Below are 26,156 nucleotides of genomic sequence, written 5' to 3'. Positions count from 1 at the left end.
AGTAAAACGAACGAGGAGCGTAGCGAGCCGCGGGCCGCGTGGGACCTGCGGTCCCACGTCTTGGTGAGCGGGCCTTGCGCGGCGCTACGCGCCGCGAAGTCGAGGCGGCAGAGCCGCCTCGCTGCCCGCGAACCAACGCTGAGAGCGCGGGGGCTTTCTGGCTTTTTGCGGCTATCCTCTCTTAACCAAACACCGTCTACTCCTCGTCGCGGTCGGCGGGCGTCCCCTGTGGCACCGCGTCGTCGTCGCTGCCTGGCGCGGTGTCCTCGTCGTCCCGCGGGGTGGCGTACTCGCGCACGTACGCGAGGAGGTCGTCGGGCGTGGTGTCGACGCCCTGCCGGGCGAAGAAGTTGGCAACGTTCCGACAGTCCCGCTCTAAGAACTCCTCGGCGTTCGGGTGATAGACGGTGACGGCCTGTCCGAGGTCGATAATATAGAGTTGCCCCTCGTGGAAGACGACGTTGTACTCCGAGAGGTCGCCGTGGACCAGGCCGGCGTCGTAGAGCCGTCGCATGTACTCCTTGACGACCTCGTAGGCGGTCTCGGGGTTCTCGATGTGGACCTCGCTCAGGCGCTTGGCCCGCCCCTCCTCGGTGCCCAGATACTCCATCACGAGGACGTTGCGCTCGACGGCGATGGGTTCGGGCGTCCGGACGCCCGCGCGGCGGGCTCGCTTGAGGTTCGAGGACTCCTTGCGGACCCACGCGGTGACGACCTTCTTCTTGTCCGAGCCGATGCCCTCGAATCGGGGGTCGCCGTCGAGGTAGCCCCGCATGTCCTTGAAGTCGGAGGCGTTGATGCGGTAGACCTTCACCGCCACCTCGTGGTCGCCCGAGAGGGCGGTGTAGACGTTGGCCTCCTTGCCCGTCGAGATGGGGCCGCCGAAGGCGTCGATGTGGCCGTCCTGGACTAACTTGTAGAGCGCGCCGTAGGTAGCGTCGTCGAAGACGCTGGCCTCGACCTTGAACTGGTCCGCGTCCTTGATTCGCTTGCGGAACTCGCTGAACTCGCGGTCCCGCTTGCGGGCGATGCGGTCGGCCTCCGTGTCGGAGACGTCGAGTTCCTCCCACTCGTCGCCGGGGGCGTCGGCCTCCTCGGTGTCGAGCAGGCCGAAGTCCGCCTCGCTGTCGGTCACGGCTCGACCTCCGTCGGCGCGTGGGCGCGGGCCATCAGTGGAGTTACTCCTGGATGTGTCCCTCCTCGCGCAGCTGGTCTGCCTCCTGCTTCTCGTAGCGCCACGTGATGTCTGCCTTCTCGTCTTGCCAGTCCCACGGCTCGACGAGCACCACGTCGTCTTCCCGTATCCAGATGCGTTTCTGCATCTTGCCGGGAATCCGGGCCGTCCGTTCGACGCCGTCCATACAGCGTACCTTCACGCGGTTCGCGCCGAGCATGTCTGTCACGACAGCGAACACCTCGCTGTCGTCGGGCATCCGCAGGTCCTTTCGGCCGTCGTTGTCGCTCATACCAGGCAGTTCGACCCCGGGAGGTTTAGTTTCTGCGAGGTTCGCCCGGGCCGAGAGGCCAGCAGCGAGGGCAAGCGTTGCTCGCCCGTCGCGGCCCGATAGCGCCGGCCTCCGCCTACATCGAAGTGACAAAACCCAAGGTCCGACCGGCCCACTCCCTCAACAATGACGTACACGTTGCCGACCGACGCCGGAGACTGGGTCGCCGCCTGGCGCGAGCGAATCAACGACCGCGAGGCGTTCGCCGCGGCCGCCGAGGGGTTCGACGCCACCTTCTGCTTCGAGATATCCGACGACGACCGCTACGACGGGGAGCCGATAGCGTTCACCGTCGCCCTCGACGACGGGACGTGCACGGGTGCGCGAGTGGCCGCGGACGGTGCCGACTACGATTTCGCGCTCCGTGGCCCCTACGGCGCCTGGGCGGCGCTGCTCCGGGGGGAGCTCGACGTCTCCGAGGCCGTGATGGACGGCACCTTCGACGTGGAGGGCAACACGATGACCCTGCTGCGCCGCCAGGACGCCGTCGCCGAGATGATCACGGCGGCACAGAACGTCGACACCGAGTTCGCCCACTGAGCGGCGGGACCGCGGGGCTTTTGGTGCCACGCCGACCGTTGGGAGACATGCTCGACAAACTCGGCGCGGTCGGTCTCACCGGAGTCGTCGTCCTGCTGGGCGGCATCAGCCTCGTCGCCTGGCAGAACCTGATCCTCGCTGCGGGCCTCGCGCTGGTCGTCGGCGGCGTCGGCCTCATCGTCTACGGCCTCGTCACCAGCCTGCTGGGCGCGTTCGGCCTCGGCGGTCTGGGCGGTGGCGGCATGGGCGGTGGCGGTATGGGCGGCGGCGGCATGGGCGGCGGCGGCATGGGCGGCATGTGAACACAGGGTAGGCATGGACCCCGGCTCCTCGAAGCCGTCGGTCGCTGGAACCGAGTGGCACGACACGAACTCCGTCTCGCTCGCGGCATACCTCACCCGTCGTCCCGGTCGGCAGGGACGGTGTGGACTTCGACCGTCGCCGACCGGACGACGCGTTCGGTGACGCTGCCGACGTGCCGGAACCGGTCGAGGCCGGTCCGGCCGTGGGTCCCCATCACCACAAGGTCGGCGGCGTAGTCGTCGACGGCGTCGAGTATCTCCTCGTGGGGGACACCCCGGCGAAGGTGCTTCTCGACGGAGACCCCGTGTTCCGTACCGCGATCGCTCGCCGCCTCCAGGGCGGCCGCCGCCTCGCGCTCGGCCGCCTCGACGGGGGCGTCGAACTCGTCGGCCACGAACCGCTCGTCGACGACGTACAGCGCGTGGACCGGCGCGTCGAACCGGCCCGCGAGGGCGAACGCCACGTCTGCTGCCGCGTCGGCACCGTCGCTCCCGTCGGTCGGGAACAGTACCTGATCGTACATCGTGTGCCGTGTCACCACGTGACGACAAGTAAGCACCGGCGGATACCGGCATCCGACCGGCCCGTCGCGCGTCGGGGTCAGTTCTCGCCGCTGGCCGGGCGGTCGGCGCGATGTTCACTGATTATCTGGTCGACCATCTCGGTCTTGCGTTCCTTCTTGCGCTCCTCGGCGCGGCGCTCCCAGTCGGCGACGGCCGCCTCGACCTCCCGCTCGCGGGCGATGGCCAGCTCGTCGACCACCTGGACGGTGACCATCTCGGCGGGGGCGACGGGCACCTCGTTCTCGAAGAGCACCTCGTCGGCGGCGTCCGAGAGGTTCCCGTTGCGCAGGACGACGCGGGGGTCGACGTCGGCGAGGCGCCGGGCGGTCGATCGCCCCGCTCCCGAGGCGTCCCGGAGCAAGACGATGTCGTCCCGGGCGAGGCCGAAGCGCTCGTCGGCGTCCTCGATGGCGTCGCGGGTGAACTGCGCGACGACCTTCACCGGGACCAGCCCCTCCTGTTTTTCCGAGACGTCGGCGAAGTTCGAGTGGTCGAGCTTCCACAGCGACTTCAGGCGCTCCAGTTTGTCCTCTAAGGCCTCGCGTTTCTCCTGCTCGTCCTCGACCTGGCGTTCGAGGGCCTCGTTGCGCCGCTTGAGGCGGGTGACCTCGCGGTCCTTGCGCACCTCCCGGCGGCCCTCGCTGCGGGCCTTCTCCAGCTGACGGTCCTTCTCGTCGAGTTGCTCGTCCTTGCGCTTGACGGTCGCTTTGAGGTCCTCGACCTTCGACTCGAGGCGCCGGGTGCGGGCCTCCAGGCGCTTTATCTTCTTCTCCTCGGCGGTCAGTCGCGGGGCTCGTGTTCGGACTGTTCGGGTTCGGCCTCCTCGTCGCCCTCGAGGTCCCGCAGGACGCTCTCGACGGACTCCTCGCCGGCGACGACGCGGGCGACGACGCGGCCCACTTCGTGCTGGGGCGGGACCTTCTCGGCCACGCGGTCGAACTGGCTCTCGTGGGCGTCGAAGGCATAGAGTGCCGCGGCCATCGCGTCCCGCTCGTGGTCGTTGTCGTAGGCGTGCTCCCGGGTCCGGTGTTTCTTCTCGTCGACCGGCAGGTCCCGCTCGGGCTCCCACCCGGCGGCGCTGAACGACCGGCGGAGCTTCTCGACGGTCTCGGGCATCGGCGTCACGTCGGCGGCGACGACGACGGGCCGACCGTGTTCGATGATCCACTCGGTGACCTCGGCCGTGTCGTTGGTCCGCGAGGAGGCGACGTCGAGCACGCTGCCGTCAAGGCTGACGACGGCGACGGCCGTCGTCGTTCCGGGGTCGACGCCGACGACGACGTGGTCGCGGCGCTTCGCGAGCGGCCGGAACTCGATGCCGTCCCGTCGCATGCGCTCGATCTCGATGCGGACGTCGCCCGAGCGCTCGGTCGAGACGGGGATGTCCTGCGGGCGGGCCTCGACGTGGAAGACAGCGTTCGCGAAGCCGCCGTACTTCTCGGTCACGTCGCGTTCGTACGCCAGGCCCGCCCCGTCGAGCTCGGACTCGACCTCGCGGGCGCGCTTCTTCACGGAGCCGTGGATGCGTCGCGTGTAGCGGTCCTCGGACCACCCGCCCTTGCCGGTCGAGCGGCCCCGTGAGACCTTCACCTCGGTCGTGTCGGTGAACGCGGACACCTCCTGGCCGACGCTGGCGGCCGCGAGCCGGGCGGCGGCCTCTGCCTCCTCCATCGGGTCCTTGCCGTAGGGGACGCCGTGGCGTTTGGCCACCCGCGAGAGCGGTTCGGGCCGCTCGTCGCCAGTCACCTGCACCAGTTTCGTCCCGTCGGGGAGCGACCCGAGAAAGTGGATTAACTGGTCCTTGTCGGCGGCCAGTTCGTACATGTTGTCCGTCGCGACGATGGCCGGTTCGTCGCTCTCTATCTTCCGTCGCAGTTTCCGTCGCGAGACGACGTCCCGCTCGACGTGCTCGCCGTCGAACGTCACCAGCGCGTAGGAGGGGGCGTCCCCGCGGACGTCACCGCTCTGGATGTCGACCCCGAAGACGACGGCGTCGAGCGCTGCCGTGCGGTTCACGCACAGGCGTAGGTCGTACGCGCTAATAAATCCGTTTCCGCACGGCCCCGGCGTCGCTGCAACCAGCCTTTGAGCGTGCACCGGCCCTTTTTTGCCGGCGGTTCGATCACCGGATATGGCACCCTCACAGCTCACCGGCACCGTCGGGGATCGCCTCCGCTGGGCGCTCTCCGAGGCGGCCGTACTCGCGGGCATCCTCGCGTTCTGGCTGGCCGTCGCCGTGCTCCTGACTGTCGGCCTCTCGGTCCTGGCCACCGTGCTACGGGCGACCCGGATCGAGCAGCTGCGCCTGGTATACGAGCTGGTCACCCGAGTCGAGTTGCTCTGGCCGGCCGTCGTCGCGCTCACCGTTGCGACGGCCGCGCTGTACGTCCTCGCCCGGGTCGGGACGTTACTAATCGCCCGGTTCCGTCGCGGCGAGTCCTGACTCGTCGCTGCCCGTCGCCGCCGCACCCCGTCGGGGGTCTCGTTTATGTATTCCCCGTCCGACACGTCGAGTATGCCCTACCGTGCCAACTATGCGCGCTGTGCGTTCCAGCAACATCTCGGTCCGTCGGCGGACTCGCTGGACGTGCCGTGGGCCGAGTTCACCGGCGACGCGTCCGACGAACGGATCTTCGAGGTGCCGACGGCCGACCCGCGCGACGCCTACGTCGAGATGCAGGTGTTCGACGTCGGCGACTACGGCCACGACATCCTGGTCAACGGGGCCGCGCTCTCCGGGTTCGACATCGCGACGGGCGACCGGTGGCAGTACTGGATGGATACGCTCGCAGTCGATCACCTCAGAGAGGGCGAGAACACCCTCCAGTTCCGTCGGAACACCGACGGCGACGACGCGTTCGTCGTGGGCACTGTCATCGTCAACTGGCGCGAACCGGTCGAGTGAATATATAAAGACTCCCACGGTCTGTCGGGATAACGTGCTACGGCGTACCACACGAACGCCGGCTATCCGTCGCAGTACGGTGGTTCTCGGCGCTCGCTGACGCCGGTCGGCCGTCCGGTCGCCCGACCGTAACCCCCACATTTATATAGAACCACATGCAATCTCTCGACTGATTATGAGTCAGCGCCAGATGCAGGGCCAGCCGATGATCATCCTGGGCGAAGACGCCCAGCGGATGAAAGACAAGTCTGCACAGGAACACAACATCTCGGCCGCCCGTGCGGTCGCCGAGTCGGTCCGGTCGACGCTCGGACCGAAGGGCATGGACAAGATGCTCGTCTCCTCGCTTGGCGACGTAACCGTCACGAACGACGGCGTCACCATCCTCCGGGAGATGGACATCGACAACCCGACGGCCTCGATGATCGTCGAGGTCGCCGAGACACAGGAGGACGAGGCCGGTGACGGCACCACCTCCGCCGTCGCCATCGCCGGCGAGCTCCTGAAGAACGCCGAGGACCTCTTAGAGCAGGACATCCACCCGTCGGCCATCATCAGCGGGTTCGACATGGCCGCCGCCGAGGCCAAGTCCGCGCTCGCCGAGATCGCCACCGACGTCGACCGCGACGACGAGGAACTGCTGAAGAAGGTCGCCGAGACCTCCATGACCGGCAAGGGCGCCGAGCTCAACAAGGGCCTCCTTGCCCAGCTCATCGTCGACGCGGTCCAGGCCGTCACCGTCGAGGCCGAGGACGGCAGCGTCGTCGCCGACCTCGAGTACCTCGACATCGAGACCCAGACCGGCCGCTCGGCCGGCAACTCCGAACTCCTGGAGGGCGCCGTCATCGACAAGGACCCCGTCCACGAGGAGATGCCCACGGCGGTCGAGGACGCGAAGGTCCTCCTGATGGACACGGCCATCGAGCTCGACGACACCGAGGTCGACGCCCAGCTCTCCGTCGACAGCCCCGACCAGCTGCAGACCTTCCTCGACCAGGAGGAAAAGCAGCTGCGCGACATGGTCGAGAAAGTCGAGGCCACCGGCGCCAACGTCCTGCTCTGTCAGAAGAACATCGACGACATGGCCCAGCACTACCTCGCCCAGAAGGGCATCCTGGCCATCAAGCGCGCCAAGAAGTCCGACATCGAGTTCCTCAAGGAGGTGCTCGACGCCAGCGTCGTCTCCGACCTGGACACCGCAAGCGAGGCCGACCTCGGCCACGGCACGGTCACTCGCGACGAGAAGCAGGGCCTGTTCTACATCGAGGGCACCGGCGAGGACGCCCACGGCGTCACGCTCCTGCTCCGTGGCTCCACCGAGCACGTCGTCGACGAGCTCGAGCGCGGCGTCGAGGACGCGATGGACGTCGTCACCTCCACCGTCGCCAACGGGAAGGTCCTCGGTGGCGGGGGCGCCCCCGAGGTCGAGGTCGCCCGGCGCCTGCGTGACTACGCCGACTCCGTCGAGGGCCGCGAGCAGCTCGCCGTCGAGGCCTTCGCCGACGCGCTCGAGATCATCCCGCGCACCCTCGCCGAGAACGCCGGGATCGACAGCATCGACACGCTTGTCGACCTGCGTGCGGCCCACGAGAGCGGCGAGGTCAGCGCCGGTCTGAACGTCTTCTCCGGCGAGGTCGAGGACACGCTTGAGGCCGGCGTCGTCGAACCCGAACACGCCAAGCGCCAGGCCATCTCCTCGGCCGCCGAGGCCGCGAACCTGGTGCTCAAGATCGACGACATCATCGCCGCGGGCGACCTCTCGACCGAAGGCGACGAGGACGAGGGCGGCCCCGGCGGTATGGGCGGCGGCATGGGTGGCGGCATGGGCGGTATGGGCGGCGGCATGGGCGGCATGATGTAAGCGAGGTTCTGACCAACGCGAAGAACCTCGATACCGAGCGGGGAATGCGAGGCGCGGAGCGCCTCGAAAGCGAACGAGCCGAACGGCCCGTGAGCAGTGACCCGCGAGGTGAGCCCACTGTTTGCACCTCACTCGCGCCGCGAAGCGGCGCTCGTTCGGGCAAAAACGTGGGGAAAAAGGCGGAATCGCCGTGCTCACGGCTTCGCCGTTCGCATTCGAGGTCGCTTTGCGACCTCGCCCGCGGCGATTCCGAGAACCGCGGCCTCCGGCCGCGGATGCCAGCTCTCCCCGTCGACCAACGCACCGCTCGCTGACTACCACTCTCCCTCTCTCCGACGCGTTTCGTTCTCCGGTCGCCGAGACGCCTCTCGTCAGCGACGGCGCCGGCGTCAGTCGGTCACCGTGACGGTGCCGTCGCCCTCGACGGTGACGGCGTGACCGAGATAGTGGAACTGGAGGCGCTGCACGGTGGACTCGCCGGAAGCGCGAGCAAAGAGCGCATCGAGGGCGTCCGGGTTGATGGCGCTGTACAGCGACGCTTCCAGGTCGCGGGGGTCGACGCCCCTGTTGTCTGCAACTGCCCTGACTATCTGTTCGCTCATCGTCCGCGTTCGACCGGGCGCATCGGTGTTTTTCATTAGTGTCACTGGTTCCTGGCGTCGGCGGACGTCCGCTCTCGCGAGCCGGGGTGGCTCACGCGTTCGGCGCGGGGTACGTGCGCCCCGGCGCTCCACTGCCGCCGTCGATTGCCGTACTCGGTCTCGATTCGACCGTACGATACTCTTCCACCAGCGAGAGCAAAACGTTTCACCCGGAGTCTCACCACAGCCGGGCCCGCCCGGGGACTCTCACTCGCCGGTCCCGTTCGGTCCGACAGCGTCCGTCTCGACGGTCGTGACGCCCAGGTCGGTGTAGCGAAGCGACTCTGTCACGCGGAGCGTGCTGCCGTTGCGGACGACGGTGTACTGGAGGTCGTACGACTGGACGACACCCGACGACGTCACCGTGGCGGTGAAACTGACGTCGCCGACCCGGTCGGCGGCGTCGACCGGGAACTGGGACCGGTCGGCCGCGCCGTTCGCGTGGACCCGGTAGCGACGTGGCCCGCGCGCCTCGCCGTCGTCCACACGGACCGGAACGACGGCGGTCACGTTCGCGCCGAGCAAGAGCGCCCTGATGCGCGAGTGGTAGGTCGGCTCGAAGAACAGGGCTTCGCGGGGCGGGAGCGGCGGCGCGCCGATGCCGCGCCCGTCGGAGATGATTCTGCTGCTGTTGGTCCCGTCGCCCAGTATCCACTGGATGGCGCGGCGGTCCTCGGAGCGGGTTCGGATCACCTGGTCGGTGACTGCCGGGCCCGTGATGGTCCGGACCGCAGTGTAGGACTGGTACCCGGCGCTGATCTCGGCGCGGGTCGTCTGGTCGACCTGTCGCGTCCCGTCCGCGCCGTCGACCGTCCGGCGGTGCTCGACGGTGTAGGAGGTGTTCGAGAGGCCGGAGACGTGGGCCCGCACGAGGGTGTCCACGTCGCGTACCCCCGCCTCGGAGAGGCCGGGGGCGAGGACCGCGGGCGGCGATTCGGGCACCGGTGCCGGCGTCACCGTCTCCGACCTGCCCGGGTCGCTCCCGACGAACCCGGTGCACCCGGCCGTGACCAGGCAGAGCGCGAGTACGGCGGTACGGACGGCCGCGTCCATACGCGGGCCACGGCCCGACGCGATAAAACGCCACTGGCGAGTGGGGTATAAGTGGGCCGACGACCCACCGTCGGGTATGCAGACGCTGTTGCTCGGTCCCGACGCGGTCGAAACACACGCCGACCTGCCAGCGGTCGTCGACGCCGTCGAGGCCGCGTTCGCGGCCGACGCGCGCGGACACACCATCATGCCCGCCAAGTCCTACATCGACCTGCCACAGTACAACGGCGACTTCCGGTCGATGCCGGCCTACGTGAACGCCGACGGGTGGGACGCCGCGGCGGTCAAGTGGGTCAACGTCCACACGGACAACCCCAGCGACCACGACCTGCCGACGGTGCTCGGGACGCTCATCTACTCGGACCCCGAGACGGCGTTCCCGCTCGCGGTGATGGACGGGACCGTCCTCACTCGCTTGCGGACCGGCGCGGCCGCCGCCGTCGCCACCGACCACCTTGCGGTCCCGGACGCGACGTCGCTAGGCCTCGTGGGGGCGGGCGTTCAGTCCTACACCCAGCTGGAGGCCATCGCCGCCGTCAGGGACATCGAGACGGTGGTCGTCGCCGACCGGAGCGAGGAGAAACAGCGGGCGTTCGTCGACCACTTCGCCGACCGGTTCGACGTGCGCGCGGGCAGCATCGAGGACGCCGCGGGCTGTGACGTCCTCTCGACGATAACGCCCGTCGAGTCGCCCATCGTCGACCGCGAGTGGCTGGGCGCGCACACCCACGTCAACGCCATCGGCGCCGACGCCGCGGGGAAACACGAGCACGACGACCGGACGCTGCTGGACGCGAAACTCGTCATCGACGACTACGAGCAGTGCACCCACTCCGGCGAGATCAACGTCCCCTGGAGCGAGGGCACGCTCTTGGACGACGACATCTACGGCGAACTCGGCGCCATCGTCGCCGGCGACCTGGCGGGCCGGACCGACGGGGACGGCATCACCCTGTTCGACTCGACGGGGCTGGCCATTCAGGACGTCGCGGCCGCACACGTCGCCTACGAGAACGCCCGCGAGGCCGGGGACGGACTCGACTTCTCTCTCGTGGGCACCGACCTCGCCTAAGTCGGCGTCAGCGCCTCGACGACCTTCGAGATGACCCAGACGATGATGATGAAGGGTAGCAGTGGAACCAGCAGGACGAGCAACCCGAGGAATATCCCCCAGCCGATGATGTCCATGTCCTGGTCGGGGTGGGTTCTGGAGGGCGGTGTGACCGTCCGCAGCGGTTCGGGCAGTATCGAGTCGCTCGACTCGTCACTTTCAGCCATACCTGCCACTAGGCGCGCTGACCGCATAAGGCTACCCTCGCTGTCAGGAACGGCCGCACGCGTGGCGTCGCATCGCTCCGCGTCAGCACCCGTCGGTCACGTGAAGGGAAAGGTATAGCAATCTCGGTGTCCGAATCCAACCTACTATGACCACGACTGGCGAGGAACGCGAGCGTGGGTTCGACCACTCGGAGATCGAACCCGCCTGGCAGGCCGCCTGGGAGGAGGCCGACGTGTTCCGCATCGACGACGACGCCGAGGACCCCGAGTACGTGCTGGCGATGTTCCCGTACACCTCGGGGAGTCTCCACATGGGCCACGTCCGGAACTACACCATCACCGACGCCTTCGCCCGCTTCGAGCGGATGCGCGGCGAGTCGGTCCTCCACCCGATGGGCTGGGACTCCTTTGGCCTGCCCGCCGAGAACGCCGCCGAGGAGCGGGACACCAACCCCCGCGAGTGGACGATGCAGTGCATCGACTCGATGAAAGCCCAGTTTGCCGAGATGGGCTTTGGCTACGACTGGGAGCGCGAGGTCACTACCTGCGAACCCGAGTACTACCGCTGGAACCAGTGGCTCTTCACGCAGTTCCGCGAGGCCGGCCTGGTCGAGCGCCAGGCCTCCGAACTGAACTGGTGTCCCTCCTGCGAGACGGTGCTGGCCGACGAGCAAGTAGAGGGCGAAGAGGAACTGTGCTGGCGGTGTGACACGCCCATCGAGCACCGCGAGATGGACCAGTGGTTCCTCACCATCACCGACTACGCCGAGGAGCTGCTCGAGGCCCTGGACGACCTGGAGGGCTGGCCCAACAACGTCCGGGAGATGCAGCGCAACTGGATCGGCCGCCAGGAGGGCGCGAGCGTCGCCTTCGAGATTCCCGGCTACGGCGAGGTGGACATCTTCACGACCCGCCTGGACACCATCTACGGGGCCACCTTCTTCTCGCTGGCCCCCGGCCATCCCGTCGCCCAGGAAATCGCCGCTGACAACGACGAGGTCGCCGACTACATCGAAATGGCCGAAGCGGCCGACGAGGACGACCTGGACGTCACCTCCGGCGTCTTCACCGGCGAGTACGCCGTCAACCCCGCGACGGGCGAGGAGATCCCCGTCTACGTCGCCGACTACGTCCTGACCGACGTGGGTACGGGCGCGCTCTACGCCGTGCCGGCCCACGACGAACGCGACCACGAGTTCGCCGAGCACCACGACATCGACATCGTGCAGGTGGTCGAACCCACCGAGGAAGCCGACGTCGACCCCGAGGAGATCGACGTGCAGGAGGCGGCCTACCCCGACGACGGCGTCCTCGACCTCAGCGAGGTCGGGGGCTCGTCGGACGAGCACGGCGAGTCCGGCGGTGTGCTGGTCGACAGCGGCGAGTTCGACGGCCTGACCAGCGAGGAGGCCCGCGACCGCTTCGTCGATGAGTTCGACGGCGAACACCGCACCGAGTACAACCTGCGCGACTGGGGCATCTCCCGCCAGCGCTACTGGGGCACGCCCATCCCGATGGTCCACTGCGACGACTGTGGCTACGTCCCAGTCCCCGACGAGGACCTGCCCGTCGAACTGCCGGAGTTCATCCACACCACCGGCAACCCGCTGGACGCGGCCGAGGAGTGGAAGCACGTCGAGTGTCCGGACTGTGGCGACCCCGCCGAGCGCGAGACGGACACGATGGACACGTTCGTCGACTCCTCGTGGTACTTCCTGCGCTACACCTCGCCGGACCTCGAGGACGCCCCGTTCGACCACGACCGGGCCAGCGACTGGATGCCCGTCGACCAGTACGTCGGCGGCATCGAACACGCCGTGATGCACCTGCTCTATGCCCGCTTCTTCACGAAGGTGCTCGACGACATCGACCTGCTCGATGGCACCCGCGAACCGTTCACCAACCTCACGAACCAGGGGATGGTGCTGGGCGAGGACGGTCACAAGATGTCCAAGAGCCGCGGCAACGGCGTCTCTCCCCAGCGCATCGTCGACGAGTACGGGGCCGACACCGCCCGCCTGTTCATCATGGAGGCCGCCCAGCCCGAGAAGGAACTGGCCTGGAGCGCCGAGGAGGTCCAGGCGGCCCACAGCTTCCTCCAGAACGTCTACACGCTGGCCGAGGCGTTCGCCGAGGGCGACGTCGCCACCGACGAGTCTAGTGGTGACATCGCAGACTACGTGGCCCGCGAGATCGATGCGACGGCCGCACGGGCGACCGAGGAGTACGAGCAGTTCCGGTTCAACCACGCGATGCAGGCGCTGCGCGAGCTGGTCTCCTTGCTGCGGCGCTACGAGGACGCGACGACGCCCGACGCCACGACGCTCGAACGTGGGATCCGCGTCGCCGCGAAACTCCTCGCGCCAGTCGCCCCGCACGTCGCCGAGGAGGTGTGGGACGTGCTGGGCAACGACGGCCTGCTGGCGGCGGCCGACTGGCCCGACGGCGAGGTGCCCGCCGACTACGAAATCGGTCGCCGGTTGGTCGAGAACACCCGCGAGGACGTCCGGGACATCGTCGACACCGTCGGCATCGAGGACCCTCAGCGCATCACACTCGCCGTCGCCCCGCGGTGGAAGCACCGCGTGGTCGACCTCGCGAAAGAAGCGGACGGCAACGTCGTCGGGACCGTCATGCAGGACGAGGAGCTGCGCCAGCACGGCGAGGCGGCCGCCGACTTCGCGAAGGAGATCGCGGGTCGCGCCCAGTCGCTGGACGAGCACCTCGACCCGGCCGGCGAGCTGGCGGCGCTCCGGCGGGCCACCTGGCTCGTCGAGCGCGAGTTCGACGCCGAGGTGGTCGTCCAGTCGGCCGAGGAGGCCGACGACGACCTGGTGACGAAGGCGGCGCCCGGTCGTCCGGGCATCGACATCGAGGCCTGACTACGGCTCGCGCAGCTGGATCAGGCCGACCTCCTGGAGGTCACGTAGCACCTCCGCGGCGTGCCCCGCTGCCCGGACGCCCTCGTAGACGCCGACGACCTGTCCCCTGGCGATGACGAACGTCGTCCGCCGGGCGCGCCCGTCGACGAGATCGACGTCGAACGCCGCGGCGAGGTTGCCGTCGGGGTCGGCCAGCAGGTCGAACGAGAGGTCCTGTTCCTGGGCGAACTCGCAGTGGTCGTCGACGGTGTCCGTCGAGACGCCGTACACCTCGACGCCGGCCTCGGCGTAGCGCTCGTAGCGCTCGTTGAACTGGGTCGCCTCGGTCGTACAGCCCGGGGTGTCGTCCGCCGGATAGAAGTACAGCACGGTGGGCGTCCGGAAGTCCGGGCGGACAGACTCGCCCCACTGGTTGCGTGCGCGTATCGTCGGGACCGTCGTCCCGGGGTGAAGCACCATCGTCAGCTCACCGGGATGTCTGTCCCCCCGTCGTCGGTCCGGGTCGCCTTGGTCAGTCGGACCGTCAGCACGCCGTCCTCGTAGGTGGCGCTGGTCGCCGACTCGTCGACGGGTTCCGGGAGAACCACCGTCCGGCTGGCCGACTGTCTGCTGCGCTCGCGCTGGACGTAGGTGCCCTCTCGGCTCTCGTGGTCCTCGCTCGCCGTCGCGCTGACGGTGAGCTGCCGTTCGTCGGCGAGCTGGACCTCGATGTCGTCTTTCGAGAAGCCCGGGAGGTCGGCGTGGACGACGAACGCCTCGCCCTCGTCGACGACGTCCGTCGGGACGCCCGCCAGGCCGGTCCCGAACTGGTCGTTGAGGAGGTCGAACGCTCGCTCGAGCTCGCCGAGCGGGTCTCTGTCGCTCATGGTCGACCGTACGTCGCCCGTGGACTTAACTCTAGAACGAACTGTCAGGTTTCCCGGCCGGGCGACGCGCTCGACAGACCGCCCGCGGGCCGGTCAGTCCAGCACCGTCTGTGAGTCGTACGAGCCCAGGCGGCGGACCCACCCGTTCTCGGCCAGGGCCTCGATGTCCGCGAGGGCTGCCTGGGTGCGCTCCTCGTAGAGCCCCGCCGCGATGTCGATGTGAAAGAGGTAGTCGCCCAGGCGCTCCCCGCTCGGGCGCGACTCTAGGCGCGTGAGGTTGATGTCCCGGTCGGCGAAGGGCCGGAGCAGTTCCAGGAGGAGCCCGGGGTGGTCGTCGTTCGGGTAGACGATGAACGAGGTCTTGCCGCCGGCCTCCGAGCGCTCGCTGGCCGGCGCGACGGCCAGGAACCGGGTCGCGTTCGAGGACTTGTCCTGGATGTCCTCGGCCAGCAGTTCGAGGTCGGTCCCGTTCGTGGCGTTCGCGGGGTGGCCGATGGCCGCCACCGACGGGTCCTCGCGGGCGCGCTCGACGCCGCGGGCGGTGGAGGCGACGGCCTCGACGTCGACGTCCGGGTAGTGTTCCTCCAGCCAGCCTCGACACTGGGCCAGCGCCTGGGCGTGACTGGCGACGAGGTCGAACGCCTCGCTCTGGGCCAGCAGGGCGTGGCGGATGGGGGTGATGATCTCCTTGACCACGGCGACGTCGTAGGTCGCGAAGGCGTCCAGCGACTCGGTCACGGAGCCCTCGATGCTGTTCTCGACCGGGACGACGCCGTGGTCCGCCTCGCCCTCGGCGACGGCCTCGACGATGGCGGTCATCGACTCGGCGAACTCGATGCCCTCGTCGCCGAGCGCCTGTGCGGCCCGGTGGGAGTAGGTCCCGGCCGGGCCCAGCGTGATGGTCGTCATACCCGCCGGTAGACCACTCGACATGAAAAGAACCCCGGTCGCTCGCCGGCCGCTCAGGACAGCGTCGCCACGTCCGCGTCGCTGAGGTCGATCTCGGTCGCCGCGACGTTCTGCTCGAGGTGCTCGAGGTCCGCGGTGCCGGGAATCGGAAGCATCACGTCGGAGTGTTCCAGCAGCCACGCCAGCGCGATCTGGTGGCGCGTGGCGTCGTGGCGCTCGGCGATTGCGTCGATGCCCTCGACCTCGCCGACGCTTCCGGCCCCGAGGGGGAACCACGGGATGAAGCCGATGTCGTACTCCTCGCAGGCCTCCAGCACCGCCTCGCTGTCCCGGTCGGTGATGTTGTAGCGGTTCTGGACCGTCGCGATCTCGACGATGTCACGGGCCCGCTCCAGCTGGTCGACCGAGACGTTCGAGAGGCCGACGTGACGGACCAGCCCCTCGTCTTTCAGCTCCGCGAGCGTCCGGACCGAGTCCTCGAAGGGCGTGTCGGGGTCGGGCCGGTGGAACTGGTAGAGGTCGATGGGGTCCATCCGCAGGCGGTCGCGCGAGCACAGCTGGGCGTTGCGCAGGTAGTCCGGGTCGCCGTGGGAGCCAGTCCGTGTCGGTGTTGCGCAACAGCCCGCCCTTGGTGGCGATGACGAGGTCCTCGCGCTCCGTGTCGAGTGTCTCGCCGATGAGGCGCTCGGAGACGCCGGGACCGTAGGAGTCGGCGGTGTCGATGAAGTCGACGCCCAGTTCGACCGCCCGTTCCAGGACGGCGCGGGCGTTCGCGACGTCGTCCGGCTCGCCGATGATGCCGTCGCCGGTGATGCGCATCGCGCCGAAGCCGAGGCGCCTGACCGTGAGGTCGCCGCCGATGTCGAAGGTACCGCTCTGGTTCGAGACCATGTTCGTCAGATGACGGTCGCGTGACCTATAGGTGCGTGGGTCGGGTCACCGCGCCGTGACCGCAAGCAGCACCGAGAGGTAGCGCCCGACGAAGAAGAGGAGGACGCTGGCGACGAAGGCCGCGAGCGCGACAACCTGGACCGAGACGCCCGTTCCGGAGTCGACGAACGGGTTCCGGCCCGTCACCTCCAGGTAGGCGCCGACGGCTTCACCGCCGCCGAGGCCGACGGCGAAGATGGCGACAGAGAGGACGACGGCGAGCGCGCCGGTCCCGAGGCCGACGTACCTGGCGAAGTCCTCCACGTCGATGACGCTGTGGGCCTGGGACTCCGTCAGCGGCGAGAACCGGGCCCGGTAGAGGCCGGCGCCGACCAGCAGCGCGGCGCTCAACAGGAGCATCCCGCCCCCGAACACCGCGAGCAGGATGGCCTTCGGCGATGCGACGGCCGGGTCGGTCGCCGGGAGGAACGCCGCCACGCTCTCGGGGTAGAGGCCGTACATCGGGAGTGTGAGCGCGAGCAGCGCGAGGATGCCGCTCTGGGCGGTCAGCGTCCGTGGTACCGACTGCCTGAAGAAGGCGTAGCGCTCGTACCGGACGCGCTCGTACGTCGACCCGGAGAGCACCGTCCGGGCTATCCGGTCGTCCGGGATGTGGTCTTGGGGAGCCATCGTACCGACACCTGTAGCCTCCCGTTACCCAACATCGACTATAACTTTTCTGCTGGTGTCGAACCCTGCCACTCACCGGGTGTGGATTGGCTCGCCGCGTGCGGCCAGGGCCGCCTCGTGGACGGCTTCCGAGAGCGTCGGGTGCGTGTGGACGGTCCCGGCGACGTCCTCGAGTCGCGCCCCCATCTCGATGGCCAGGCCGACCTCAGCGACGAGTTCCGAGGCCTCGGGTCCGACGATCTGGGCGCCCAGGACGAACTCCGTGTCGGCGTCGGCGACGATGCGGACGAACCCGTCCTTCTCGTCGAGCGTGAGCGCGCGGCCGTTGGCTCGCATGGCCATCCGGCCGACGACCGGGTCGAACCCCTCGGCTTCGGCCTCGGCCTCGGTGAGGCCAACGGTGCCGATCTCGGGGTCGGTGAACACCGCCGCGGGGATGGCCTGGTGGTCGAGCGCGGCGGGGTCGCCGGCGGCCACCTCGGCGGCGACCTCGCCCTCGGCCATGCCCTTGTGGGCCAACATCGGTTCGCCGGCGACGTCGCCAACGGCGAAGACGCCCTCGACGTCGGTCCGGGCCTGTTCGTCGGTCCGGAGGAAGCCGTCGTCGTCGGGTTCCAGGCCGATGGCGTCCAGGTCGAGCGTGTCGGTGACCGGTTCGCGACCGACCGCGACCAGGCACCTCTCGGCGTCGTACTCGACGACCGCGTCGTCCTCGTCGGTCGTCTGGACGCGGATGCCGTCGTCGGTCGCCTCCCAGTCGCGGGCGGCCTCGCCAAAGCGGAAGTCGATGCCCAGCGACTCGGCGCGCTCCCGGACGACACGCGAGAGGTCGTCCTCGTAGCCCGGCAGCACGTCATCGAGCACTTCGACGACGGTCACGTCCGCCCCGAGCTTGGCGAACACCGTCGAGAGTTCCATGCCGATGTAGCCCGCGCCGACGACGACCAGGTCGTCGGGAACCGACTCTACGGCCAGTGCGTCCCGCGAGGCGAGGATGGGGTCGTCGGCGAACGAGAACCCGGGTATCTCGACCGGGCGACTGCCCGTCGCGACGACACACTGTTCGAAGGCGATCGACTCCGAGCCCTGGCCCTCGCCGCCGTGGGCGACCCGGACCGTCTCTTCGTCGACGAAGGAGGCGGTCCCAGAGACGATGTTCACGCCGGCGTTCTTGCACAGCGACTCGACGCCCCTCGTCAGGCGGGTCACGATGCCGTCCTTCCAGGCGGTCATGCCGGCCATGTCGACGGCCGGGTCCGCGAACACGCCCATGTTCTCGGCCTGTCTGGCGTCGTGGGCGACGTCGGCGGCCGAGACGAGCGCCTTCGAGGGGATACAGCCGTGGTTCAGACAGGCCCCGCCGATGTCGCTCTTCTCGACGAGCGTGGTGTCAAGTCCGCGCTGTGCGCCCCGTATGGCGGCGACGTACCCGCCCGGGCCGCCCCCGATTACGAGCAGTTCCGTCCCCGTCGTGACGTCTCCGACGACCATACCCCCTGTCCGACCGGGGGCGGTTTAACTCTTGTATCGCTTCACGGCTCGCGTCGTGAAACGAAAGCTCAATACCGTCGCGCCCGTCAGGTGAACTATCTGACCGCCACATGTCATCGGTGCTCGCCGACTTCACGGGGACGTTCGCCGCCGAGACGACTGACTGGGACGGGCCGGTCGAGGGCCGGATCCTGCTCGGCAAGGGCCAGCTCGTCCTGGCGGCCGGCGAGGACGACACCCTGCGCGTCCCGCTGGACTCGGTGTTCGACGTCTCGGTCGGCACCACCCCGAACTTCTTCGACCCGATGCCGGGCACACCGGTCACCGTCGCCTACCGGGAGCGTGACGAGCGGCTGGCCGTCGCCGTCGCCGCCGGCGAAGACGCCATCGAGAAGTTCGTGACGGTGCTGTACAAGGCGATGCTCAACGGGGCGGACGTGACGCTCAAGCACCCGGCGCAGGTCGGGGGACGGGTCACCGACGCCGGGTTCAAGGGCGGCCTGCTCACCTTACAGACCGGCGCCGTCGAGTTCGACACCGACGAGGGGCCGGTGACGATTCCGCTGGACTCGGTCATCGACTTCGACCGGGAGGAACGGGCCGTCGACGGACAGCGACGCCCGGTGCTGGTCGTCAGTCACATGGACGGCGGGACGGCGCTGACGACGCTCGCGGCCGTCGACTCCAACCGCAAGCTCTCGTTGCTCGGGCGGTACATCCGTCGGGTCTACCAGCGCGTCATCGACTCGCTCTCGCAGCTGTCTCTCTCGGAGGCCGAGACGGAGGCGCTGGCGACCATCTACTCGACCGGCGACATGGACGTCTCGCTCGCGAGCGTCCTCGACACCGAACCGACACAGGTCAAGCGCCTGCTGCACTCGCTCCACGAGAAGGGGCTCATCGAGTCCGAGGACGGCGGCCCCGTGCTCACCGCCCGGGGACAGATCGTCGTCACCCACTACCTCGAACGGGTGAACGCGTAGGCGCTACTCGAGCAGGAGCCGCGTCGGGTCCGCCAGGTAGGTCTTGAGCGTGTTGACGAACTGCGCGGCGTCCGCGCCGTCGACGACGCGGTGGTCGATCGCGAGCGAGAGCGGCAGCGTCGGCCGGGCGACCACCTCGCCGTCGACGGCGACCGGGCGCTCTTTCAGCGCGCCGATGCCGAGGATGGCCGTCTCCGGGACGTTGATCACGGGGTCGGCGTACTCGCCGCCGATGGCGCCGAAGTTGGTCACGGTGAACGTCCCGCCCTGCATCTCCTCGCGAGCGAGGTCACGCGAGCGAGCGCGTGCGACGAGGTCAGTTACCTCCCGTGCCAGCTCCAGGAGTCCCTTCTCGTCGACGCCCTCGACGACGGGCACCATGAGGCCGTGGTCCGTCGCCGTCGCCACGCCGACGTCGTAGTAGTCCTTGTACACGATCTCCTCGGCCTCGGTGTCGAGTTCGGTGTTGAGAACCGGGTGTTCGGTCAGCGCGGCGGCGACGCACTTCAGGACGAAGGGGGTGTAGGTCAGGCGGACGTCCCGCTCCTCGGCGAGCGGTTCGAGGCGCTCGCGGGCCTCGACCAGCCCGGACACCTCGACCCGGTCGTGGTGGGTCGCGTGGGGGACCTCCCGCCTGGAGCGGGCCATCTGCTCGCCGATGGTCCGCCGGATGCCGCGGTAGGGTTCGCGGCGCTCGGGCTTCTCGCCGGCCGGGGCCGGTTCCCCGGCGGCCTCTCCCCCGGCCGCCTGGGCCTCGGCGAAGGCTCGGACCGTCGGCTGGTCGACGTACGGGTCGCCGTCGCGGGTCTGGTCCGTCGGCACCCGGTCGATGTCGACGCCCAGCTCCCGGGCGAGTCGGCGGGTCGCCGGCGTGGCGAGTGTCCGGTCGCGGCGCTCGCCGCCACGCGGGGCACCCTCGTCGGGCGAGACCTGTCGAACCGCGGACTTCACCGCGGGCCCCTCGTCGTCTTCGTCCTCGTCGGCCGACACGCGTCGGACGGCGGACTTGACGGCCGGCTCTTCGTCCTGCTCCTCGCCGTCGGCGTCGTCGACGCGCGAGACCACCGACGTCGGCCCCCCGGCGTCGGCGGCCGCCTCCACGTCGGCCTCCGTGACCCTGCCGCCGGGACCGGTCCCCTCGACGTCGGCGATGTCGACCGCCTTCTCGCGGGCGAGGCGGCGGACGCTCGGGGCGGCGAAGACCCGGCCGCCGCGCTCGCCGTCGCCCGTCTTGCCCCCGGCCTCGGCCGTCTCCCCGGTCGCTTCGGCCTCCTCGCTCGTCGCCTCTGTCTCCCCGTCCTCGTCGATGGTGACGATGACGTCGCCGACGGCGACGACGTCGCCCGGGTCGGCGTGGAGCTCGCGGACGACGCCGTCGACCGGCGAGGGTACGTCGACGGCGGCCTTGTCCGTCTCGACCTCGGCCAGCAGGTCGTCCTCGCTCACGCGGTCGCCCGGCGCGACGTGCCACTCGAGCACCTCGCCCTCGGCGACGCCCTCGCCGAGGTCGGGGAGTTTGAACTCGAACATGGGGGACACTGCTCGCCGAACCGTGGTAAAGATACTCGTCGCCCGACCCGCCGAGACGGTTCGGGGCCCGCTCAGAACTCGACGGCCTCGCGGATGCCGTCCTCGATGCGGGCCGGTTCGGGGAGGTAGTAGTCCTCCAGGGCATACAGCGGGTAGGGAACGTCGAAGCCCGTGACCCGTGTGATGGGCGCTTCCTGATACAGCAGGACCTCCTCCTGAATGGTCGCGATGATCTCGCCCGCGAGCCCCCCCGTCCTGGGTGCCTCGTGGACGACGACGGCCCGCCCGGTCTTCTTGAACGACTCGACGATGGCGTCGGTGTCCATCGGCGAGAGCGTCCGCAGGTCCACGACTTCGACGTCGATGCCCTCCTCGGCCAGCGCCTCGGCGGCCTCCAGCGTCGGGCGGACCATCGCGCCCCAGGTGAACGCCGAGACGTCGCTGCCCTCGCGTTTCACGTCCGCCTCGCCGAGCTCGATTGTGTACGAGTCGTCGGGCACCTCCTCGCGGAACGCCCGATAGATGAGCTTCGGTTCGAGGAAGACGACGGGGTCGGGGTCGCGAATCGAGGCGGCGAGCAGGCCCTTCGTCTCGCGGGGCGTCGACGGCACGACGACCTTCAGGCCGGGTTCGTGGACGTAGAAGGCCTCCTTGGACTCGGAGTGGTGCTCCGGGGCGCGGATGCCGCCGCCGTAGGGAGCCCGCACCGTCAGCGGGCAGGTGTAGCGCCCTCGACTTCGGGTCCGCAGGCGGGCGGCGTGACTGACGAGCTGGTCGAACGCGGGGTACATGAACCCGGAGAACTGGATCTCGGGGACCGGCCGAAGGCCGTAGGCGGCCATCCCGATGGCGGTGCCGACGATGCCGCCCTCCGCGAGCGGGGTGTCGATGACGCGGTCCTCGCCGAACTCCTCGTAGAGGCCCTGGGTCGCCCGGAAGACGCCGCCGTTGCGGCCCACGTCCTCGCCCAGCACGAGCACGTCCTCGTCGCGCTCGAGCTCCCCGTACAGGCCGTCCCGGACCGCCTGGACCAGCGTGAGATTCTGGCTGTCGGCGCTCATTCCAGCACCTCCGCGTCGCCGTGCCGATCACGCAGGTCCCGGAGATAGTCGAGCTGGGCCTCGAGGCGCTGGGGCATCTCGGCGTAGACGTCCGCGAACATCTCCTCGGGGCTGGGTCGTTCGGTGGACTCGGCGGTGTCGATGGCCTCGGCCACCTCCGCCTTGACCGAGTCGTCGATACTGGCGACTCTCTCGTCGTCGAGCAGGCCCCGGTCCCGGAGGAACCGCTCCATCCGTGGGATGGGGTCCTTGCGTTTCCACTGTTCGACCTCCGCCTCGTCGCGGTAGACAGAGGGGTCGTCGGCGGTGGTGTGGGCGCCAAAGCGGTACTGGACGGCCTCGATCATCGTCGGGCGCAACTGCCCGTCGGGCGGGTCGCGGGCCTTCTCGACGGCCTCGCGAGTCACCTGATACACCGCGAGCGGGTCCATCCCGTCGACCTGGACGCCGTCGAAGCCGTAGGCGTTCGCTTTCTGGGCCAGCGTCTCGCTCGCCGTCTGGCGCTCGCGGGGCATCGAGATGGCCCACTGATTGTTGTTACAGAAGAAGACCGCCGGCACGTCGAAGACGCCGGCGAAGTTCAGCCCCTCGTGGAAGTCCCCCTCGCTGGTCGCGCCGTCCCCGAAGTACGTCAGCACGACGGTGTCGTCGCCGCGGAGCTTCGCGGCCCAGGCCGCGCCGGTGGCGTGGGGGATCTGGGTCCCGATGGGCACCGCCAGCGAGAAGACGTCGACCCCCTCCGGCGGTGCGTTCCCCCGTTCGTTGCCCATCCAGTACAGGAGGGTATCGGAGAGTTCCCAGCCCCGGACCGCCAGCGCGAGGTGCTCGCGGTAACTCGGGAACACCCAGTCGCCGTCGGCCAGCGCGAGTGCGCTGCCCACCTGCGAGGCCTCCTGGCCGGCCATCGGCGGGTAGGTCCCCATCCGGCCCTGCCGCTGGAGGCTCACCGCCCGCTGGTCGAAGTGCCGCCCCAGTTTCAGCTGCCGGTAGACGCTCACCAGGTCGTCGTCCGAGAGTTCCGGCACCGTCGCGCCGTCCCGGACCGTCCCCTCCTCGTCGAGAATCTGTACCTGGTCCGCGGGGTCGCGCTGGAGGACGCTCAGCGGAACCACCTGCCTGGGGGTGACATGTGGGACTAGTTCACGGGCGCCACGCTTAGGGCTTTCGCGGGCCGCGACGTCGCCGGACGGCGCTACTGCCCACGTGGGATCACTCGCTCGTGTTCAGTCGCCCCGGGCCAGTCGCCGCGCGTCCTCGACGCTCCGGCCGTCGGCGACGGCCTCGACGAACAGTTCGCCCGCCCTGTACGACGAGCGGACCATCGGGCCGGAGGCGCAGTAGGCGAAGTCGAACTCCGCCTCGGCGACCCGCCGCCAGGTGTCGAAGACGTCGGGGTGGACGTACTCGCTGACCTCGAGGTGCGTGCGCGAGGGCTGGAGGTACTGGCCGAAGGTCACCACGTCGACGCCGACCTGCCGGAGGTCCGAGAGGGTCTGGTACACCTCGTGGGCGTACTCGCCCAGCCCCAGCATCAGGCTGGTCTTGGCGTAGACGTCGGCGTCGGCCGCCTGCGACAGCACCGACAGCGACTGCTGGTAGCCCGCCCGGCGGTCCCGGACCGGCCACTGCAGGCGCTCGACCGTCTCGACGTTGTGGGCCAGCACGTCCGGGCCGGCGTCGACGATTCGCTGGACGAGCGGCGGGTCCCCCTGGAAGTCCGGAATCAGGCACTCGACCAGGATACCCGGGTCGCGGTCCTTGATCGCGCGGATGGTCTCGGCGAAGTGGCCCGCCCCCTGGTCGGGCAGGTCGTCACGGTCGACGCTCGTCAGGACGACGTAGTCCAGGCCGATGTCGGCGACGGCGTCGGCCACCCGCTCGGGTTCCTCGGGGTCCAGCGGGTCCATCCCGCCGGTCTCGACGTCACAGAAGTTACACCCGCGCGAACAGCGGTCGCCCATGAGCATGAACGTCGCCGTCCCGGGACCGGTGTCGGTCGCCTCCTCGCCCGGCGCTGCGTTCGCGCCCCCCGACCAGCACTCCCCGAGGTTCGGACAGTTGGCCTCCTCGCAGACGGTGTTCAAGTCGCGCTCGCGGAGACTTCGCTTGATGTCGGTGAACCGCTCGCCCGACGGCGGTCGCATCTTCAGCCAGTCGGGTTTCCGGGCGCGTCCCATCGGTCGCCGCTAGGGGCGACCGGGCAATAGACGTTGGGTTCGGTGCGTGGGGTATCGACGACCGCGAGAGAACGCCGCAGTTCGCGCACGATACGCCCCGTGCTCCGTTACTCGAGCTCGGTGAGCGACTCGGACTTGCACTCCGGGCACTGGAACCAGTAGGATCCAGAGTCGGCGTCCGAGTGGAACGTGTGACCGCAGTCGTCACACTCGTATTCGGTCTTCTCGTCGGTGAGCCCGACCGTCTCCTTGACAGTTTCGAGTACGGACATTGACTCCATTGGCACGCATACGTCGCCGAGTTGTTATAACCCCGCCGGGCGCTTCAGCCGTCGAAACTCCCGAAATCGGACGTCCCAGTTTGTACGGCGGGTGGCGAACGAAAACTGTCTGTTCCGCGGCCCGAACGCGGCGGTCCGGGAGACGCTCGCGGCTGTTTCACCTTGTGACGCCGCGCGAGCACGTCGCGGACAACCGACAGACAGTTTCGGTATTCGCCGGGCGAAGCAAGGCCGCTCCCGTACCGGATTCCGCCACCGGCGCCGCTCACTCGCCGCCGATGTCGCCCCAGGCGTCCTCGGACTGCTCGACCAGATCCCGGCGCAGCTGGAGGTCCACCTCGAAGCCGCCCCCGTCGAGCGCGAAACAGACCCGCTCCAGCGCCGTCTCGTATACCTTGTAGTGGTTCCCGTCCTCGTCGACGCGAGTGGACTCGGTCAGCAGGTCGTACTCCTGACAGGCGTCGATGCGCCGGTACAGCGTCGGCTCGGAGGCGTCGAGGCCGTCGGCGAGCTCGGGCACCGACATCGGCTCGACGTTCGCCACCGCGAGGATGCGACGGACCGCCTCGCTCCCGAGGACGTCGAAGACCGTCTCGGGGTCCCAGTCTCTGCTCACGTTCCGGGGTCACGGAGCCAGACGGAAAGGGCGGTGTCCACTCCTGCGGTCGAGAAAACGGAAAACCAGCACCGCGAACACCGCACGAAAGTGCCCGGCTCACTACACCGGGCCCGATAGCGTTGGGCGGCCCCGCACGAGACAGATACGGCTCGTCGGGGCCAGGGCCGACTCAGCGGGACGCGGCCGGCGCGGGGCGCCAGGCCTCGCTCCGTCCGAGGTACTCCTCGAACGTCGTGGTCTCGATGCCCCGCTGGGCGAGCGCGGGGACGTCGGTGTCGTAACCCACGTCGTTGAACCACTGGAACATGTCGGCCATCTCGTCGCCGGCCATCCCGCGGTAGTCCTCGATGTCGAGGTGGATCGGCTCGACGTCGAAGCCGAGGTGATCGCTGAAGGCCGCGGCGAACGTCTCGAGCGTCAGGTCGTCGCCGGCCAGGGTGACGACCTCGCCCGCGAAGCGGTCGGGGTGGGTCAGTGCCGTGACGACCGCCGCGCCGATGTCGTCGGCGTCGACGACGGCCAGCGAGACGCCGTCTTCGAGAGGCATCGCGAGGCGGCCGTCGACGATGTCGTCGTGCATCATGTACTCGAAGTTCTGCATGAAGAACACGGGTCGGACGATGGTCGCCGGGAGGCCGAGCTCGTCGATGCGCTGTTCGACGGCGTACTTCGACTCGAAGTGTTCGAGGCCGGTGTCGGCGTCGGCGCTGCCGACGGAACTGTAGACGAAGTGCTCGACGCCAGCGTCGGCCGCGGCCTCGGCGAGCGTGATGCCCTGTTCGGTCTCGACTTCGGTGCCGTCCTCGAAGAAGGTGGTCACGCAGTAGACGGCGTCCATCCCCTCACAGAGTTCGGCCATGCGGGTGGCGTCGGTCATGTCGCCCTCGACGGGTGTGACGCCGCGCCCGGCGAGTGCCTCGGCACCGGCGCTCGACGCGTCGCGGGTCAGGCCGTATATCTCCCAGTCCTGGCCGTCTGCCAGCAGGTGGTCGATGACTGCACCGCCCTGGGTCCCGGTCGCGCCGGTGACGAGAATTTTTCTCATAACGTATTGGTATACTACGAATAACCTAATAAATGGGTATGTAGCCGTGCTAGCAGCCGACGCGACCGGTTTCGCCGGTTCGCCGGAGCGGTCCGACCTGTCG

General features: G+C 69.0%; 26 protein-coding genes and 2 pseudogenes. 8 read left to right on the top strand and 20 right to left on the bottom strand.

Annotated elements, in window-relative coordinates:
• Positions 1–196: 196 nt before the first annotated feature.
• Entirely contained in the window at positions 197–1,135 is a 939-nt protein-coding gene (gene rio1 / locus P1N55_RS11040) for a serine/threonine-protein kinase Rio1 (RefSeq protein ID WP_276275660.1), read from the bottom strand.
• A 43-nt stretch (positions 1,136–1,178) separates the two neighbouring features.
• Entirely contained in the window at positions 1,179–1,466 is a 288-nt protein-coding gene (gene eif1A / locus P1N55_RS11035; protein ID WP_276275659.1) for a translation initiation factor eIF-1A, read from the bottom strand.
• A 165-nt stretch (positions 1,467–1,631) separates the two neighbouring features.
• Between eif1A and P1N55_RS11030 the strand changes: the two genes are divergently transcribed.
• Positions 1,632–2,045 carry an SCP2 sterol-binding domain-containing protein gene (locus P1N55_RS11030; RefSeq protein WP_276275658.1) on the top strand — a complete coding sequence of 138 codons (414 nt, stop codon included), beginning with the start codon at positions 1,632–1,634 and terminating at the stop codon, positions 2,043–2,045.
• A gap of 47 nt (positions 2,046–2,092) precedes the next feature.
• On the top strand, positions 2,093–2,347 hold the full coding sequence (locus P1N55_RS11025) for a DUF7470 family protein (RefSeq protein WP_276275657.1): 255 nt from the start codon (positions 2,093–2,095) through the stop codon (positions 2,345–2,347).
• Positions 2,348–2,439: 92 nt separating this feature from the next.
• Here the strand turns inward: P1N55_RS11025 and P1N55_RS11020 are convergent, their stop codons facing one another.
• Both P1N55_RS11020 and P1N55_RS11015 read right to left on the bottom strand, forming a co-directional pair.
• Positions 2,440–2,871 (bottom strand): universal stress protein, encoded by a 432-nt coding sequence (locus P1N55_RS11020; protein WP_276275656.1) that lies wholly within the window; start codon positions 2,869–2,871, stop codon positions 2,440–2,442.
• A gap of 77 nt (positions 2,872–2,948) precedes the next feature.
• Positions 2,949–4,927: pseudogene (locus P1N55_RS11015) on the bottom strand (DUF460 domain-containing protein).
• 115 nt (positions 4,928–5,042) lie between these two features.
• Between P1N55_RS11015 and P1N55_RS11010 the strand changes: the two are divergent.
• The 3 genes from P1N55_RS11010 to thsB all read left to right on the top strand — a co-directional run bounded on the left by P1N55_RS11010 (position 5,043) and on the right by thsB (position 7,677).
• Positions 5,043–5,354: a hypothetical protein gene (locus P1N55_RS11010; protein ID WP_276275655.1), complete on the top strand. Its 312-nt coding sequence runs from the start codon at positions 5,043–5,045 to the stop codon at positions 5,352–5,354.
• A 72-nt stretch (positions 5,355–5,426) separates the two neighbouring features.
• Positions 5,427–5,816: a DUF7383 domain-containing protein gene (locus P1N55_RS11005; RefSeq protein ID WP_276275654.1), complete on the top strand. Its 390-nt coding sequence runs from the start codon at positions 5,427–5,429 to the stop codon at positions 5,814–5,816.
• Positions 5,817–5,991: 175 nt separating this feature from the next.
• Positions 5,992–7,677: a thermosome subunit beta gene (thsB, locus tag P1N55_RS11000; RefSeq protein ID WP_346429974.1), complete on the top strand. Its 1,686-nt coding sequence runs from the start codon at positions 5,992–5,994 to the stop codon at positions 7,675–7,677.
• Between the two features lie 389 nt (positions 7,678–8,066).
• Here the strand turns inward: thsB and P1N55_RS10995 are convergent, their stop codons facing one another.
• Together P1N55_RS10995 and P1N55_RS10990 are read right to left on the bottom strand one after the other, a co-directional pair.
• The gene (locus tag P1N55_RS10995; RefSeq protein WP_276275653.1) at positions 8,067–8,279 is read right to left on the bottom strand and encodes a HalOD1 output domain-containing protein; all 213 of its coding nucleotides are present in this window, start codon (positions 8,277–8,279) and stop codon (positions 8,067–8,069) included.
• Positions 8,280–8,525: 246 nt separating this feature from the next.
• Complete coding sequence (locus P1N55_RS10990; RefSeq protein ID WP_276275652.1) at positions 8,526–9,371, bottom strand: hypothetical protein; 846 nt, start codon at positions 9,369–9,371, stop codon at positions 8,526–8,528.
• A gap of 76 nt (positions 9,372–9,447) precedes the next feature.
• Here P1N55_RS10990 and P1N55_RS10985 point away from each other — a divergent pair, with 76 nt between their 5' ends.
• Positions 9,448–10,443 carry an ornithine cyclodeaminase family protein gene (locus P1N55_RS10985; RefSeq protein WP_276275651.1) on the top strand — a complete coding sequence of 332 codons (996 nt, stop codon included), beginning with the start codon at positions 9,448–9,450 and terminating at the stop codon, positions 10,441–10,443.
• Here the strand turns inward: P1N55_RS10985 and P1N55_RS10980 are convergent.
• A complete protein-coding gene (locus tag P1N55_RS10980; RefSeq protein ID WP_276275650.1) occupies positions 10,440–10,649 on the bottom strand; it encodes a DUF7535 family protein in 210 nt (69 codons plus the stop codon). The two genes, P1N55_RS10985 and P1N55_RS10980, sit on opposite strands and share 4 nt — an antisense overlap.
• A 146-nt stretch (positions 10,650–10,795) precedes the next feature.
• Here P1N55_RS10980 and leuS point away from each other — a divergent pair, with 146 nt between their 5' ends.
• Complete coding sequence (gene leuS, locus P1N55_RS10975) at positions 10,796–13,531, top strand: leucine--tRNA ligase (protein ID WP_276275649.1); 2,736 nt, start codon at positions 10,796–10,798, stop codon at positions 13,529–13,531.
• Here leuS and P1N55_RS10970 read toward each other — a convergent pair whose 3' ends face one another.
• From P1N55_RS10970 to lpdA, 6 genes and pseudogenes are all read right to left on the bottom strand, one after another.
• Positions 13,532–13,990, bottom strand: a complete 459-nt coding sequence (locus P1N55_RS10970) for a peroxiredoxin (RefSeq protein ID WP_276275648.1) — start codon at positions 13,988–13,990, stop codon at positions 13,532–13,534.
• A gap of 2 nt (positions 13,991–13,992) precedes the next feature.
• A complete protein-coding gene (locus P1N55_RS10965) occupies positions 13,993–14,397 on the bottom strand; it encodes an Hsp20/alpha crystallin family protein (RefSeq protein WP_276275647.1) in 405 nt (134 codons plus the stop codon).
• Positions 14,398–14,490: 93 nt separating this feature from the next.
• Entirely contained in the window at positions 14,491–15,306 is an 816-nt protein-coding gene (gene pheA, locus P1N55_RS10960) for a prephenate dehydratase (RefSeq protein ID WP_276275646.1), read from the bottom strand.
• 53 nt (positions 15,307–15,359) lie between these two features.
• Positions 15,360–16,197 (bottom strand): annotated as a pseudogene (locus P1N55_RS10955) (aldo/keto reductase).
• Positions 16,198–16,242: 45 nt separating this feature from the next.
• The gene (locus P1N55_RS10950; RefSeq protein WP_276275645.1) at positions 16,243–16,866 is read right to left on the bottom strand and encodes a hypothetical protein; all 624 of its coding nucleotides are present in this window, start codon (positions 16,864–16,866) and stop codon (positions 16,243–16,245) included.
• Between the two features lie 72 nt (positions 16,867–16,938).
• Positions 16,939–18,357 (bottom strand): dihydrolipoyl dehydrogenase, encoded by a 1,419-nt coding sequence (gene lpdA / locus P1N55_RS10945; protein WP_276275644.1) that lies wholly within the window; start codon positions 18,355–18,357, stop codon positions 16,939–16,941.
• A gap of 110 nt (positions 18,358–18,467) precedes the next feature.
• Between lpdA and P1N55_RS10940 the strand changes: the two genes are divergently transcribed.
• Positions 18,468–19,340, top strand: a complete 873-nt coding sequence (locus tag P1N55_RS10940; protein WP_276275643.1) for a CheF family chemotaxis protein — start codon at positions 18,468–18,470, stop codon at positions 19,338–19,340.
• Between the two features lie 3 nt (positions 19,341–19,343).
• Here the strand turns inward: P1N55_RS10940 and P1N55_RS10935 are convergent, their stop codons facing one another.
• From P1N55_RS10935 to P1N55_RS10905, 7 genes are all read right to left on the bottom strand, one after another.
• On the bottom strand, positions 19,344–20,870 hold the full coding sequence (locus P1N55_RS10935; RefSeq protein WP_276275642.1) for a 2-oxo acid dehydrogenase subunit E2: 1,527 nt from the start codon (positions 20,868–20,870) through the stop codon (positions 19,344–19,346).
• A 71-nt stretch (positions 20,871–20,941) separates the two neighbouring features.
• On the bottom strand, positions 20,942–21,931 hold the full coding sequence (locus tag P1N55_RS10930; RefSeq protein ID WP_276275641.1) for an alpha-ketoacid dehydrogenase subunit beta: 990 nt from the start codon (positions 21,929–21,931) through the stop codon (positions 20,942–20,944).
• Positions 21,928–23,034 (bottom strand): pyruvate dehydrogenase (acetyl-transferring) E1 component subunit alpha, encoded by a 1,107-nt coding sequence (gene pdhA / locus P1N55_RS10925; protein ID WP_276278712.1) that lies wholly within the window; start codon positions 23,032–23,034, stop codon positions 21,928–21,930. The genes P1N55_RS10930 and pdhA overlap by 4 nt, the downstream gene beginning before the upstream one ends.
• A 120-nt stretch (positions 23,035–23,154) precedes the next feature.
• The gene (gene lipA, locus P1N55_RS10920) at positions 23,155–24,108 is read right to left on the bottom strand and encodes a lipoyl synthase (protein ID WP_276275640.1); all 954 of its coding nucleotides are present in this window, start codon (positions 24,106–24,108) and stop codon (positions 23,155–23,157) included.
• A gap of 107 nt (positions 24,109–24,215) precedes the next feature.
• On the bottom strand, positions 24,216–24,389 hold the full coding sequence (locus P1N55_RS10915) for an FmdB family zinc ribbon protein (protein WP_276275639.1): 174 nt from the start codon (positions 24,387–24,389) through the stop codon (positions 24,216–24,218).
• A gap of 265 nt (positions 24,390–24,654) precedes the next feature.
• Positions 24,655–25,005 (bottom strand): ArsR/SmtB family transcription factor, encoded by a 351-nt coding sequence (locus P1N55_RS10910; protein ID WP_276275638.1) that lies wholly within the window; start codon positions 25,003–25,005, stop codon positions 24,655–24,657.
• A 172-nt stretch (positions 25,006–25,177) separates the two neighbouring features.
• Positions 25,178–26,053 carry an NmrA/HSCARG family protein gene (locus tag P1N55_RS10905; protein ID WP_276275637.1) on the bottom strand — a complete coding sequence of 292 codons (876 nt, stop codon included), beginning with the start codon at positions 26,051–26,053 and terminating at the stop codon, positions 25,178–25,180.
• Between the last annotated feature and the right edge of the window lie 103 nt (positions 26,054–26,156).

This window comes from Haloarcula regularis (genome assembly GCF_029338315.1).
Taxonomy (GTDB): Archaea; Halobacteriota; Halobacteria; order Halobacteriales; family Haloarculaceae; genus Haloarcula; species Haloarcula regularis.
This window is presented reverse-complemented; position numbering and strand designations above follow the sequence as displayed.